We start from the raw sequence: 12,924 nt of genomic DNA, 5'->3' as shown, positions 1-12,924 counted from the left end.
GCGGGAGAGTGAAGTGATCAGCGCATCGCCGGGTGACGAAGGCTTGCGACGAGGCCATCGACGATCCAGCGCTTGAGCAGGCCGGCGGCGCGCTGGGCGACGTGCTCGGGCGGATGCCATTCGCAGAGCTGCTCGCAGAGCGCTTCGAAGCTCGCGCCGGCCCTCGCGCTGCGCAGGCTGGCGGCTTCGTCTTCGGGCAGCACGCGCCAGTGCGACTGACGCCGATGTCGCCAGACCAGCCAGTCCGCGGCTTCGGGCCGGCGTTCGATCGGGTCGTGATGCTGCGGTGATTCCGCCGCCATCAGGGGTGCGAGGTCGGCCTTGAGGCTCAACAGCTGCAGGCTCGGATGGAAGGCGAAGCCGAGTCCGGCCCAGGCATCGGCCGGCAATCCGGCCAGGTCCTCGAGCACGACGGGATCGGCGTCCGCCGCATCGAAGGCTTCGCCGAGCGCCCATTCGAGGCTCGCGAGGTCGCGGAGCGCCGAATCGCCGAGCATCGCGGGCAGGTGGCGGCCGTACCAGCGCGCCGACGGATGCCGCGAGGGATGCGCGCGCCGATAGCGTTCGGCGATGTCGGCGAACGCTTCGCCGGCCACGGCGGCCAGCACCGGATAATCGTTGGCCAGCACCTCGTCGAGGCGCAGCCGATAGGCCGTGTGATAGATGCCCGCACGCTGCGCGGCCTGCTTCGGGTCGCCCGCGACGCGCTCGAGCAGCGCGCGCTGTGGCGCTGCGGTCTGATGCGGCGATTCGCACAGAATCCAGCGCTGCAGCTGGCGCTGCGTCTGCGCCAGCGTGGGCACGGAGCCGCTCATGCGGCCAGCGCCAGGCTGCCGACGATGCGGCGTGCGCGGTCGAGTTCGTCGAGCAGCTCGTCCAGTGGCGGAATGCGGTCGTCGCGCTCGATCATCACCGGCACCGGGCCGAAGCGGCGCACCGCGTATTCGTAGAGTGACCACACGGCTTCGGCAACCGGCTGGTCGTGGGTGTCGATCAGCAGCGTCCCGTCGGCCGAGCGGCTGTGCCCGGCGAGGTGAATCTGCTTCACGCGCCGCGGCGGCAGCGCGTCGAGATAGCGATGCGCGTCGAAGCCGTGATTGACGCTGTTGACGTAGACGTTGTTGACGTCGAGTAGCAGGCCGCAATCGGCCTGCTCGGCGACGGCGACCAGAAAATCCCATTCGCTGAGCGTGGAATGCGCGAACTGCAGGTAGCTCGACACGTTTTCGAGCAGCAGCGGGCGAGCGAGCGCGTCCTGTACCTGCCGGACGCGCGCGGCGACGTGACGCACCGCCTCCTCGGTCTGCGGCAGTGGCAGCAGGTCGTGCAGCTGCGCGCCATCGATGCCGGTCCAGCACAGGTGGTCCGATACCAGGCGCGGCTGGATGCGATCGGCGAGCTTGCGCAACTCGCGCAGATAGTCGCGATCGAGTTCGTCGCTGCCGCCGATCGACAGCGAAACTCCATGCATCGCGACCGGATAGCGCTCGGCGATGCGGTCGAGAAAGTACAGCGGCGCTCCTCCGCCCACGAGATAGTTCTCGCTGAGCACTTCGAACCAGTCCACCGACGGATTCCCGCTCAGGATGGCCTCGTAGTGCGGCGGCCGCAGGCCCAGGCCGTAGCCTTTCAGTGGTGGTGTGCGCGATGTCATGGCGATTCCCTGGAAAACGCTGGCTGGCGTATGCCGTCCGACGGCGCAGGCGAGCAGCCCACGCCGTCGGCGGCAGTCGGTTCGCTTACTTCTTGGACGGCTTTTCGAACTTGCCGCCGCTGGCCGAGCAGTCCTTCTCGCTGGCTTCGGTGAAACCCTGGCCCTTGCAACCGTTCTGCCCCTTGCAGGCATTGGCGGCGGTCTTGCACGCGCCCTGTCCCTTGCAGGCGTTGGCGCCCATGCAGTGGCCGGTGGCGGTGCCGCTGCTACCGGCGTTCTCGGCCTGCGCCATCGGCGCGGTCAGGAATAGCGATGCGGCGGCTGCGGCGAGCGCGAAGCCCGAAGTCTTGGCGGTACGGCTGGCGATGTTCGACATGTGAAGTCCTCTGTTGGGTTCGGACGAGCCCGGCGGCGCCGCGCTTGCGTCTGCGGCCATGTTCGATTCCCTGCGCCTGCGCCGATATTCCCGGCCGTTCCACCTTCATGCCCGATCGTCCGCCCGGCGATGGGGGCGGACGCTTGCGCACGAAACGGTGGACGGACGAGCATGGGAGCCTGCTTCGCGGGTCACTAGGCTTGCCGCCATGAACTCCAATCCCATCGACACCGTGCTCGAATCGGTACTCGGCTCGTACCAGCTGCGGGTCGAAATCACCGCCAACGTGCGCTACTGCGGCAGCTGGTTCGAGCAGGAGCCGGCGACCCGCTACGGCCAGTTCCATCTGCTGACCGAGGGCGAGTGCTGGGTGCACGGCGATGCGGACGGCCTGCCGCAGCGGCTGCAGAGCGGTGACCTGATCGTGTTCCCGGCCGGCATGCGGCATTCGCTCGTCGCGGTCGCGGAATCCGGTGCCGCGCAGCCGCAGGCCGAATGCGAGACGGCAATGCTCTGCGGCGAACTCGAGTTCGTCATGGGCAGCCGCCACCCGATCTTCAATGCGCTGCCGGCGTACTTCGTCGTGCGCAGCCAGGACAGCAGCGACGGTTTTCGTTCACTGGCTTCGATGCTCGCGCAGACCTCGACCGATCGCCGCTGGGGCCGGCAGATGGTGCAGAACAAGCTCGCCGATTCGCTGTTCACGATGGCGGTTTGCGAATACGTGCGCGCGGCCCCCGATCCGCGCGGGCTGCTCGCGGCACTGGCCGATCCGCGCCTGTGCCGGGCGCTCTCGGCCGTGCACGCCAGGCCCGGAGAAGACTGGACGATCCAGTCGATGGCCCAGCAGGCGGGGATGTCGCGCACGGCCTTCGCCGAGCTGTTTTCCGAAGTCCTCGGCGTGCCGCCGATCCAGTATCTGGCGAACTGGCGCGCGATCGAAGCCAAGCGGCTGCTGCGCAACCGCCGCCTGTCGGTCGCGTCGATCGCCGAATTGCTCGGCTACAAGAGCGAGGCCGCGTTCCGGCGCTTCTTCAAGCGCCTCGAAGGCGTGGGCCCCGGCAAGGTGCGTTCCGAAGGCGCGGACGACTGAGCGCCCGCGCCTTCGGTGTCCTGAGGCTCAGAACTGATAGCCGAAGAACATCAGCAGGTTGTCGCGGTCGCGCAGCGCGTCGAGCCTGGTATCGGCGTAGTAGGTGTAGCGAATGTCGAGGTTGTAGGTGTTTAGGTAATCGAAGCGTACGCCGCCGATCGCGGTGATGCGGCCTTCGACGAAGTTCTGGCCCAGGCCCGGCGCCACGCCGTAGACGTCGTGGAAGATCGCGGTCAGGAACTCGACGTTGATGCCCAGGAACAGGTTGTCGTAACGCGTCTGCGCCACCGCGCGATAGCCGGCCGAATCGGCGGTGCCGAAGCCGTAGCGGCGCTGTTTGGTCGGGTTCTGGCGCGTGCCGTTGTCGCTGACGTTGGTCGACGGATCGTCCGGATCGCTGCGCACGTCGACCGGATTGATGCCAACCGAGCCATCCGCGCCCGAGCTGATGTGCGTGTTGACCTCGGCGCCCTGGAACTGCAGCTCGTCGAGGCCCGGCATGTTGAACACATGGGTCCAGCCGGTTTCGAACAGCAGCAGGATCTGCGTCGCCCCGAGCCAGTTGCCGCCGCCGATGGTGTTGATCGCGGTCAGCCCGAGCTGGCCGACTTTCATGCGCTCGTAGCCGCGAATGTACTGGTTGGCCGTCACCGGCTCGCCGCGGTAGGTGGTCTGGACGAAATCGGGCACCGCCGAACGGCGGCCCGGAATCGTCGCGATGCCCAGGTTCACGTCGGCCGTCGGAAACGCTGGCTGCAGCGCGGCGAAGGTCAGGTCGGTGGTGTGGATCTGGATCGGCAGGTTGCTGCGGAACGCGTATTCGCCCGACAGCGCCCAGTCGCCCACGTTGGTGTTGAACGAAGTCCCGAACATGTGGATGTCTTCGGGATATTCGGCGAACAGTTTTGCGCTGCCGACCGGCAGCGGCTCGCCGCCGGTGGCGCGGCAGGTCAAAAAGTTCGCGAGCGCGACGCCGGTCGGCCCGGACAGGCAGGTTTCGTCGGCCGCGATGAAGCTCACGCTCGGGATGCGCGAGTGGTAGTTCGCGTAGTAGAACGCCAGCTCTGTGCCGCCGTTGAAGTTCTCGAGGAAGGTCTTCAGCGAGACGCCGTACTGGCCGCCGTCGTCGGGACGGCGACGGCGCTCTTCGTCGTAATCGCGCAGCACCGTGCGATCGCTAGCCGAGCCGAGCAGGCCGGTGGTGTCCTGAGGATTGCGGTTCGGTGCGTAGTATTCGTAAGGGTCTTCGGGTGCCTTGCCGAACGACAGCATCGCGTAGGTGCCGCCTTCGCCGAGCGTGTCCGAGGTGGAGAAGAAGCTGCCGACCGGGTCGATCAGGATCGGCTTCCAGTCGTATTGATAGAACAACTCGAAGCCGGTGTTCTCGGTGATCTGGCCATTGAGCGAGACCATGCCGAGCGGCTGCGACAGCTCCTTGATGTCGAAGCCCGGAATGCGCAGTCGCGACTGGTCCGGCGGGTTGATCGAGTTCAGCGAGTTGAGCACCAGGAACGAGCTCTCGCCCCAGTTCAGCACGTGATTGCCGACCTTGATGCTGAAGTCGCGATCGAAGGCTTCGAAGGGCTTGGAGACGAAGTAGTCGAGGAAGCGGAAATCCTGGCCGAGCGCCTTCTTGCCGCCCTTGGAGAAGTCCTCGCGCGCGGGCTGCATCGTGGTGTCGGGGTGGCGGATCTCGTGATCGTCGTAGAGCGGGTCGTAGAACAGCAGCGTGCGCGCGAACAGGTTGTAGCCGCCGATGTTGGTATTGAAGTCGGTGGTCAGCTTGGTGGCCGCGTGCACCACGTCGCCCTTGTCGAACGACAGGTTGCCGTTGTCGCCGTTGGGGTTGTACGAACCCGGCGCGTCGACGAAGCGCTGGTTGGCCTCGGCGTTGTTGGAGGCGCAGGCATCGCCGGTGAACAGCGTGGGCTCGCCGGCCGCGTTGCGCGCCGCGGTCGAGATGCAGAGCCCCGGCTGCAGGCTGCTCTTGCCCACCAGCGCATCGTCACGATCCTGTGTGCGCATCAGCGCGCCGATAGTGACGAGGCTGTCGATGCGGATCGATTTGCCGCCGACTTCGAACTCGAAGGCCTCGGCCGGCATCGCCAGTACGCCGAAAGCGATGCCCGCGGCGGCGCGCCCCGTCGCCGTGGCGACGGATTTCTGTTGCTTGCTCATGTTCTCCCCCAAGTACGCTGGGCCGTACCGTTCTGCTGTTCTTACCGCTCCGCCATGCGCTGCACGGAACCCGTCGAGAAATGATCGATATCGAACTCGACGTCCTTGAACAGCGGCGCCTCGTTGCTCATTTCCTGCAGCAGGTAGCGGTTGGACTGCAGGTCGTAGACCGAGCCGCAGACCGGGCCGACGCGATCGAGCCAGGGCAGCTGCACCTGATGCGTCTCCTGCACGCGCCAGAGCGTGCCGCGCTGGTCGTAGTTGTCGACCGCGAGAATGGTCCAGGTGTCCTCGTCGACGTAGAAGCTGCGGCGCTTGTAGACGTGCGAAGTGCCCGGCTTGAGCTCGGCTTCCACGACCCAGACGCGATGCAGCTCGTAGCGCGGCAGCTCCACGTTCATGTGGCCGGCCTTGGCGATCTGCGCGTACTTGAGCTTGTCGTCGAGCAGCTTCACCGAGTTGTACGGCACGATCATTTCCTTCTTGCCGAGCAGCTTCCAGGTGTAGCGGTCGGTGGCGCCGTTGAAGGCGTCGAGCTGATCGTTGGTGCGCAGGCCGTCGGAGCCGGTGCCTGGGTTGTCGTAGGCCACGTTCGGCGCGCGGCGGATGCGGCGCTGGCCCGGGTTGTAGAGCCAGGCGCGACGCGGCTCCTTCACCTGATCGAGCGTCTCGTGCACCAGCACGACGTTGCCGACCTGGCGCTCGGGCGCGGTGGTGAACTGCAAGAAGTACAGCGCCACGTTGTTGAGCGACTCAGGCGTGATGCCGGACTTGTTGTACTGGAACAGCACGTCCTCGCGCAGCACATAGGGCTGGAAGGCGCCGTTGGATTGCACCGCGAGCTGCGCGTTCCAGCGCTGCAGCGACAGGCCGCGATAGCGCAACTTGTGGTTCCAGATCACCTCGATGCCGGACTTCGGAATCGGAAATGGAATGCCGGTGACGGCCCCGATCAGGCTCTCGCCCTGGTTGCCGAGTTCGGCGTTGAGCGCGTTCTTGGCGGTGGCGGCGTTGATGAAGTCGGGCGTCCTGGCGGTACGGCGCGTCGGATACACGTTCATCCTGTACGAGGACGGGAAGCGCGCGAACAGCGCCTGCGCGCCGGCCGTGAGCTTGTCCTTGTACTGCGCCAGGTTGGCGCTGCTGATCGTGTACAGCGGCTTGTCGTCGGACAGCAGCTTGTAGCTGGCCGGATCGCGTTCCTTGCCGGCCGCGGGCTGCGGAATCGAATAGCCGCCGTCCCAGGCCGGAATCGAGCCGCCGGCGTTGCCCTTCTTCTCGCCGCCTAGCGGCGTCAGATCGGCGCCGAGGCGGCGCGCTTCTTCCGGGCTGACCTTGGCTTCGGCCACGCCGGGCATCAGCAGGGCGCAGCTCAATGCGGTGGTTCGCAGCAGGCGCGAGGCGCGGTTGCGGCGAACGCTGCGGGAAACGAACAGCGAGCCGCGATCGGACGGCAGCGCATGCGCCGGTCTGGTCTGCATCGAACTTCTCCTCGTCGTCTTATCGATTCTTATGTCCGAACGGCGACCTGAACGGCCAGTCCGGAACTGCGGGAGAAACTACCGTCCTGGATGCATCCGAGGCTAGGGAGAAATCGAGCCCAACCAGCGGCTTTCAGCGGCGTTCGCGGCTCAGCAGGTGCAGGGCGGCGAGGATGCGCGCATCGACCTGCAGGCCGCGGGCGCGCTGCGCCTCGATGAAGTCGTCGACTTCGGAGACCTTCACGCAATGCACGGTGATGGCCTCGTCGTCGACGCCGCCGCCTTCGCCCACGCGCGTCAGACCGGTCACGCGCACGAAGTAGCTCTGCTCGGCCGTGAGCCCGCCCGCGGTCGGCGCCGTGAGGATCAGCCTGGCCTGGCTGCCGCGAAAGCCGGTTTCTTCCTCGAGCTCGCGCAGGGCGCTGGCGGCGGCGTCCTCGTCGGCGAAGGCCTCGCTGTCGCCGATGATGCCGGCCGGCAGCTCGAGGGTGTTCGCGCGCAGCGGCCAGCGGTACTGCTCCACGAGCACGAGTTCGTCGTCATCGGTCACCGCGATCACGAAGCAGGCCCCGCTCGAGTTCGGGCGGATCACGTACTCCCAGTGCTCGCGGCGCAGCAGCAGCAGGAACTCGCCTTGGTGCAGCACGCGCACATCGGGATCTAGCTTTTTAGGCATTGGTCTTCGGTCTTGAGCCACTGGGAGGTCACGGCGGCGCCGGGACCGAGCGCGAGATGGCGGCGCATCTCGTCGAAAGCGGCCTGCAGGCTTTCGAGCAGGCGGAACGGCGGATTCACCACGAGCATGCCGCAGACGTGCATCTGGCCTTCGGCCGGCTCGCCGTTGTCGAAGCGAACGTCGAGCACCGGACGCACCGAATCGCGCGCCACGCGGCGCACGAAGCGGTCGGCTTCGAAGCGGTTCTTGACCGGGTACCAGGCCACGTACTGGCCCTGGGCGAAGCGCGATTGCGCGTTCGCGATCAGCCCGGCGATGGCGTCGTACTCGTCGGTGCGCTCGAACGGCGGGTCGATCAGCACCAGGCCGCGCTTCTCCTTCGGCGGCAGCAGCGAGGCGGCTTCGTAGCCGTCGCGATGGTGGACGGCCCACTCCGGCGTGCGGCGCTCGCTGCGCAGCGAGCGTTCGAGCGTCTCGGCCACCTCGGGGACTTTCTCGCAGAGCGCCAGCCGATCGCCCGGACGCGCGAGCGCGGCCGCGATCAGCGGAGAGCCCGGATAGCGAGCCGGATCGGCCGCGAGCGCCAGGTAGGCGCCGAGCACCGGATCCTCGCTGGACAGGCCGGCAAGCCGGCCGATGCCGTCATGCCATTCGGCGGTCCTGGCGGCGATGTCGTGGCGCAGGTCGTAGCTGCCCGCGCCGGCATGGGTGTCGAGAAAGAACCAGGGCTTGTCCTTGCGGTTGAGCGCCTGGATCAGGCCGATCAGCAGCAGATGCTTGAAGACATCCGCGAAATTGCCGGCGTGGTAATGGTGTCGGTAGTGCAAAGCGAGGCGCCGCGTAGGAGAGGCGCCTAGTGTGCCATCGCGCTGCGCGCGCCGGTCGGGACGCGCTTTTTAGAAGCTGTACTTGGCCGAGAACTGCAGGCGCCACAGATCGCCCTTGAGCCCGGCCAGCGTTTCGCGCTCGGCGTAGCGCAGCTCGGCGCCGACCCAGAACGGCTTCACGGGCGCGTAGATCAGGTTGACGAAGGCATTGCTGACCTTCTTCGTCGTCGCCCCGCCGAGATTGCCGCCGCCGACATCGGCGTCGAAATGCGAGATGCCTTCGTTGCTGCGGATTTTCGGCGTCCAGACGTGGTGATGGACGAGGTAGCCGTTGACGATGCGCAGGGTTTCGAGATCGCCTTGCTCGTCGATCACCGCATCGCCGACCGTGTTGAGCGCCAGGTAGCGGCCCACGCCGTCGCCGCCGTTGAGCATGAAGCGAAGGTCATCGCGCTCGCCGAGCTGCAGCTTGCCCGCGAACGAGGCGCCGTAACCCCAGGCCTGGTCGTCGCCGCCATCGAGCGCGCCCTTGTCGACGATCTGACGCGCGAGGCCGGAGATCGACAGGTCCGCGCCCGCGACTTTGAAGTTGTAGCGGGCGATCAGGTCGGGGATCGAATTGTTCTCGTCGGTGTTCGTGAATGCCGGCCCGCCGCCGTTCGGTGCGATCGTGCTCTCCGGGTTCTCGATCGCGAACATGAAGCCGCCGTGGGTGTAGCGCAGCATCGGCTGGCGGATGAACACCGTGCCTTCGGTTGGAAAGTTCACGAGGTCGAGCACGTCGGGCAGCGCCGTCATGTTCTGGAACGTGGTCCATTCCTGGCCGATCAGCCAGTCGTCGAAGGTGATGAAGGCGCGGCGCAGGCCAGCGTTGTAGGCGTTGCTCGTGATCTCGTTCGCCGCGCCCTGGTTGACGATGAAGTCGAATTCCACGTGGCCGCCGAGCTTGTGCCCTTCGACGAGCGTCTCGGCCTTCAGGTACAGCCGTGTCTCCTTGGCGTGGAAGTCGACGTAGCTGCGCGGGCTGCCGTCCGCAGTCACCGGAATCTGGTTCGGAATGTAGGCGTCGCGGCCGAGATTCTGCGCGGCCGGGCCATCCGAATAACGGCTGTAGAGCGTGTCGAGCTTGATGTAGCCGCCCCAGGTGAACTTGACGTCGCCCAGATCGGTGCCGCCCGCACGGGCGTCGGCCGCGAACATGAGGCTCGAAATCAGAATGGCCGTGCCGAGCAGGCAGGCGGGGGCGCGCACGGCGCGCGGGCGCAGCAAAGCGTGCATCGTTTTCTCCTCGTCGTTCGGCCGTTATATGTGCAGCGGTCGGCCTTGTTGGACTCAGCATGGTCACGATGCGGTGCGACGCCCATTCACCCTTGGTCGAATCGCGACCAAAGTCGAAGCAGCTGGCGAGCGCGCAGAACTTGGAATAGCCTGCGGCGCATGAATCCTTCCCTCGTCATCATTGCCGACGATCACCCGTTGTTTCGCGCAGCGCTGCGTGAAGCGCTCGGCAAGCTGCTGCCTGGTGTGCGCGTGATCGAAGCGGCCGGCGTTCCCGAACTGCAAGGCGTGGTCGAAGCGCATTTCGATGCCGACCTGCTGCTGCTCGATCTGCGCATGCCCGGAGCGCAGGGCTTTTCAACACTGATCGAATTGCGCGCGCAGTATCCGGCGCTGCCGGTTGCGATCGTGTCGGCCGAAGAAGACGCCGGCGTGATCCGCCGCGCACTCGACTTCGGAGCGAGCGCCTTCATTCCGAAATCGTCGAGCATGGAGGCGATCGCGCAGGGCCTGCGCGTGGTGCTCGATGGCGGCACCTGGGTTCCGCAAGGACTCGATTCCGCGGAGTCTGCCGCCGATGCGGACGCCGAGCTTGCGGCGCGCATCGCGAGCCTGACGCCGCAGCAGTTCCGCGTGCTGACGCTGCTGGCGGATGGACGGCTCAACAAGCAGATCGGAGCGGAGCTCGACGTGTCGGAGGCGACCATCAAGGCGCACGTGACGGCGATCCTGCGCAAGCTCGGCTTGTATCGGCGGACGCAGGCGGCGGTGCTCGCGCAGCGGCTGCTCAGTGCGGAGAGTGGGCGTCTGGCGCCGCCGGATTTGGGTGTTGGAGAGGATGCGGAGACGGAGTGAGTTCGTTGGTCCTCTCTCCCGCTTGCGGGAGAGAGTCCCTCGTGATTAGCGAGGGGAGAGAGGGGCTGGTGTTGGTTCGAGCTTCGCTTGCAGTTGGGCTGAGTGCTGAGAGCGCTTGACCTCGCCGGTCAGGCCCTACTTCTCTTTGCTCGTGCAAAGAGAAGTAGGCAAGAGAAAGCATGCCCCGAGTCCGCGCCCGTTCGTCGTTGCACGACGAACGGGTACCCGTCTGGAGCGACGTGCTCAGGGTCGCTTCGACGCGATGCAACGTTCTAGTCGCGACGAAGCTCAGCCGGACGTCCTGTCCGGCTGCCCCCTGCGCGCGCCACTCCAGCCGGCGCTGCCAGGGGTTGAACGTCAACAGCGTCTGGCTCGCTACGCCTCGCTGCTGGTCTTGAATTTAGAGCTACCCAATGCAGTCCCCTCTCCCGCGTGCGGGACAAGGGTGGCGCGCGCGATAGCGCCGGGTGAGGGTGCACACTAGATTCGCAACTGGATTCGCCGTTGAACCACTCGCTGCCTGTCCTCTCTCCCGCTCGCGGGAGAGAGTCCCGCCGAAGGCGGGGAGAGAGGGGCAGCTGATGGAAAAGCATGCTGGCCGATGCAAAACCCCGGGCGCGGTAAAATCCAGCCATCACCTCCAAAGGGCTCGCCATGACCACCCCAGCAACCGACCGAGGCCGCGCTGCGATGCTCGGCATGCTGTCCGATTCGCTCGCGCTCAAGCAGCGCATGCTCGCGGACGCCAGCCTGCAGAACACGCTGCTCGACGTGGTCGACCTCTGCATCGAGTCCTTGAAGGCCGGCGGCAAGATCCTGATCGCGGGCAACGGCGGCAGTGCCGCCGATGCGCAGCACATCGCGGCCGAACTCGTTGCGCGCTTCGAATTCGATCGCCCGGGCCTCGCGGCGATCGCGCTGACGACGGATACGTCCGCGCTCACCGCGATCGGCAACGATTACGGCTACGAGCGCCTGTTCTCGCGCCAGGTCGAATCGCTGGGCCGTGCGGGCGACGTGTTCATCGGCCTGAGTACTTCGGGCAACTCGAAGAACGTGCTCAAGGCGATGGAGATGGCGCGCAGCAAGCAGATCCATTGCGTGGCGATGTGCGGCGAAGGCGGGCGCATACACGAGCTCGCCGATCACGTGCTCGCCTCGCCGTCGTCGCATACGCCACGCATTCAGGAAGGGCATGGTCTGATCGGCCACATCCTGTGCGCGCTCATCGAAGAGCGGCTGTTTGCGGCGGAGTATCGCAAGTAGCGCTCGCGATTCGGGCCCGCGCGTCCTTCGCAACGAACCGGGCTCCGCTTGAATTCTTCATCGAAACGCCAGTCGCGCCTACGTCATCTCCAGCTCCAGTGCGCGTTGCTGTTCGCGATGCTGCTCACCGCCGCCTGCAGCGGTTCGCGTTCCGATGCGCCAGCGTCGGCCGAAGGCTGGAAGGACTGGAACCGCTTCGCCGAGCATTACATCCAGGCCGACGGCCGACTGATCGACTGGACCTTCGAGGAGAAGAGCACCTCCGAAGGCCAGTCCTACGCGCTGTTCTTCTCGCTCGTCGCCAACGACCGCGCGCGCTTCGACCAGGTGCTGCGCTGGACTTCGGAGAATCTCGCGGGCAATGCGCTCGGCGACAAGCTGCCGGCCTGGCATTGGGGCAAGAAGGACGACGGCAGCTGGGGCGTCAAGGACGGCAACTCGGCGGCCGACGGCGATCTGTGGACCGCGTATTCGCTGTTCGAAGCGGCGCGGCTCTGGAATGCGCCCGAGTACGAGGCGATCGGCCGCAAGCTGCTCGCGCAGATCGCGGCGCAGGAAGTGGTGACCGGCGTTGTGGGCGGCGCCGTGCTGCTGCCTGCGCCCTATGGATTCCGCATCGACGAGCAACGCTTCAAGTTCGATCCGTGCTACGTGCCGCCGTTCCAGTTCCGTTACTTCGGCACCGTCGATCCGAAAGGCCCATGGTTTTCGATCCTCGACGGCTACATGACGCGCTCGCCGAAGATTTTCCAGGCCGGCGTCGCGCCCGACCTGATCACGCTCGACACCAGCGGCGGCGTACAAGCCGATCCGGATCGGCCGACCGCGAGCTACGACGCGATCCGCGTCTACCTGTGGGCCGGCATGTCGGAGCGCGACGGCCCCGAGCAACTGCAGCTGCTGCGTCCGTTCGCCGAGGTGATCCGCAAGAACGGCGTGCCGCCCGAGAAGGTCGATACACGAACCGGGCAGGCGGTGCCGCAGGACTGGACGCCGAACGGTTTCATGGCCGCGAGCCTGCCGTTTCTGCAGGCGCTCGGCGAAGACGATCTGCGCAAGCAGGTGCAGTCGCGCATGGAGCGCGAACGCAGCCGTGCCTGGGCCACGAACAAGGCGAACTATTACGACGAGGTGCTCGTGTTGTTCGGGCTCGGCTGGATCGAGAAGCGCTTCCGCTTCGACGAAAACGGCCGCTTGCAGCCGGCCTGGGCGAACAAGCCGGCGGCGGGCTGAGCGCTCT

12 protein-coding genes are annotated in these 12,924 nt (G+C 66.4%); 4 read left to right on the top strand and 8 right to left on the bottom strand.

Going from position 1 to position 12,924, the window contains the following annotated elements; genetic code table 11:
- Window positions 1-17: 17 nt before the first annotated feature.
- The 3 genes from AC3WUM_RS12950 to bufA2 form a co-directional block, all read right to left on the bottom strand.
- Window positions 18-815: an HvfC/BufC family peptide modification chaperone gene (locus AC3WUM_RS12950; RefSeq protein ID WP_492410725.1), complete on the bottom strand. Its 798-nt coding sequence runs from the start codon at window positions 813-815 to the stop codon at window positions 18-20.
- Window positions 812-1,654, bottom strand: a complete 843-nt coding sequence (bufB, locus tag AC3WUM_RS12945) for an MNIO family bufferin maturase (protein ID WP_492410724.1) — start codon at window positions 1,652-1,654, stop codon at window positions 812-814. Before bufB ends, AC3WUM_RS12950 begins: the two co-directional genes overlap by 4 nt.
- Before the next feature lie 85 nt (window positions 1,655-1,739).
- Window positions 1,740-2,030: a BufA2 family periplasmic bufferin-type metallophore gene (gene bufA2, locus AC3WUM_RS12940; protein ID WP_492410723.1), complete on the bottom strand. Its 291-nt coding sequence runs from the start codon at window positions 2,028-2,030 to the stop codon at window positions 1,740-1,742.
- Between the two features lie 208 nt (window positions 2,031-2,238).
- Between bufA2 and AC3WUM_RS12935 the strand changes: the two genes are divergently transcribed.
- Window positions 2,239-3,123 carry an AraC family transcriptional regulator gene (locus AC3WUM_RS12935; protein WP_492410721.1) on the top strand — a complete coding sequence of 295 codons (885 nt, stop codon included), beginning with the start codon at window positions 2,239-2,241 and terminating at the stop codon, window positions 3,121-3,123.
- 27 nt (window positions 3,124-3,150) lie between these two features.
- Here AC3WUM_RS12935 and AC3WUM_RS12930 read toward each other — a convergent pair whose 3' ends face one another.
- From AC3WUM_RS12930 to AC3WUM_RS12910, 5 genes are all read right to left on the bottom strand, one after another.
- Entirely contained in the window at window positions 3,151-5,301 is a 2,151-nt protein-coding gene (locus tag AC3WUM_RS12930) for a DUF1302 domain-containing protein (protein ID WP_492410720.1), read from the bottom strand.
- Between the two features lie 41 nt (window positions 5,302-5,342).
- The gene (locus AC3WUM_RS12925) at window positions 5,343-6,782 is read right to left on the bottom strand and encodes a DUF1329 domain-containing protein (RefSeq protein ID WP_492410719.1); all 1,440 of its coding nucleotides are present in this window, start codon (window positions 6,780-6,782) and stop codon (window positions 5,343-5,345) included.
- A gap of 133 nt (window positions 6,783-6,915) precedes the next feature.
- Window positions 6,916-7,458 (bottom strand): NUDIX hydrolase, encoded by a 543-nt coding sequence (locus tag AC3WUM_RS12920; protein ID WP_492410718.1) that lies wholly within the window; start codon window positions 7,456-7,458, stop codon window positions 6,916-6,918.
- Entirely contained in the window at window positions 7,443-8,285 is an 843-nt protein-coding gene (locus AC3WUM_RS12915; protein WP_492410717.1) for a 23S rRNA (adenine(2030)-N(6))-methyltransferase RlmJ, read from the bottom strand. The genes AC3WUM_RS12920 and AC3WUM_RS12915 overlap by 16 nt, the downstream gene beginning before the upstream one ends.
- 69 nt (window positions 8,286-8,354) lie before the next feature.
- Window positions 8,355-9,563, bottom strand: a complete 1,209-nt coding sequence (locus AC3WUM_RS12910; protein ID WP_492410716.1) for a DcaP family trimeric outer membrane transporter — start codon at window positions 9,561-9,563, stop codon at window positions 8,355-8,357.
- Between the two features lie 159 nt (window positions 9,564-9,722).
- Here AC3WUM_RS12910 and AC3WUM_RS12905 point away from each other — a divergent pair, with 159 nt between their 5' ends.
- The 3 genes from AC3WUM_RS12905 (at window position 9,723) to bcsZ (ending at window position 12,917) form a co-directional block, all read left to right on the top strand.
- A complete protein-coding gene (locus AC3WUM_RS12905; protein WP_492410715.1) occupies window positions 9,723-10,418 on the top strand; it encodes a response regulator in 696 nt (231 codons plus the stop codon).
- A 690-nt stretch (window positions 10,419-11,108) separates the two neighbouring features.
- Window positions 11,109-11,684: a D-sedoheptulose 7-phosphate isomerase gene (locus tag AC3WUM_RS12900; RefSeq protein WP_492410796.1), complete on the top strand. Its 576-nt coding sequence runs from the start codon at window positions 11,109-11,111 to the stop codon at window positions 11,682-11,684.
- Between the two features lie 48 nt (window positions 11,685-11,732).
- The gene (gene bcsZ, locus AC3WUM_RS12895) at window positions 11,733-12,917 is read left to right on the top strand and encodes a cellulose synthase complex periplasmic endoglucanase BcsZ (RefSeq protein ID WP_492410714.1); all 1,185 of its coding nucleotides are present in this window, start codon (window positions 11,733-11,735) and stop codon (window positions 12,915-12,917) included.
- Window positions 12,918-12,924: the final 7 nt, after the last annotated feature.

It is taken from the genome of Hydrocarboniphaga sp. FW305-C-57 (assembly GCF_058783045.1).
Note: the sequence above shows the minus strand (reverse complement) of the source record. Positions and strands in the feature narration are given on the sequence as shown.

What these genes read in the sequence shown, in the direction of transcription:
- AC3WUM_RS12950 (WP_492410725.1), bottom strand. Translation starts at nt 815, where the DNA reads ATGAGCGGCTCCGTGCCCACGCTGGCGCAGACGCAGCGCCAGCTGCAG.
- bufB (WP_492410724.1), bottom strand. Translation starts at nt 1,654, where the DNA reads ATGACATCGCGCACACCACCACTGAAAGGCTACGGCCTGGGCCTGCGG.
- bufA2 (WP_492410723.1), bottom strand. Translation starts at nt 2,030, where the DNA reads ATGTCGAACATCGCCAGCCGTACCGCCAAGACTTCGGGCTTCGCGCTC.
- AC3WUM_RS12935 (WP_492410721.1), top strand. Translation starts at nt 2,239, where the DNA reads ATGAACTCCAATCCCATCGACACCGTGCTCGAATCGGTACTCGGCTCG.
- AC3WUM_RS12930 (WP_492410720.1), bottom strand. Translation starts at nt 5,301, where the DNA reads ATGAGCAAGCAACAGAAATCCGTCGCCACGGCGACGGGGCGCGCCGCC.
- AC3WUM_RS12925 (WP_492410719.1), bottom strand. Translation starts at nt 6,782, where the DNA reads ATGCAGACCAGACCGGCGCATGCGCTGCCGTCCGATCGCGGCTCGCTG.
- AC3WUM_RS12920 (WP_492410718.1), bottom strand. Translation starts at nt 7,458, where the DNA reads ATGCCTAAAAAGCTAGATCCCGATGTGCGCGTGCTGCACCAAGGCGAG.
- AC3WUM_RS12910 (WP_492410716.1), bottom strand. Translation starts at nt 9,563, where the DNA reads ATGCACGCTTTGCTGCGCCCGCGCGCCGTGCGCGCCCCCGCCTGCCTG.
- AC3WUM_RS12905 (WP_492410715.1), top strand. Translation starts at nt 9,723, where the DNA reads ATGAATCCTTCCCTCGTCATCATTGCCGACGATCACCCGTTGTTTCGC.
- AC3WUM_RS12900 (WP_492410796.1), top strand. Translation starts at nt 11,109, where the DNA reads ATGCTCGGCATGCTGTCCGATTCGCTCGCGCTCAAGCAGCGCATGCTC.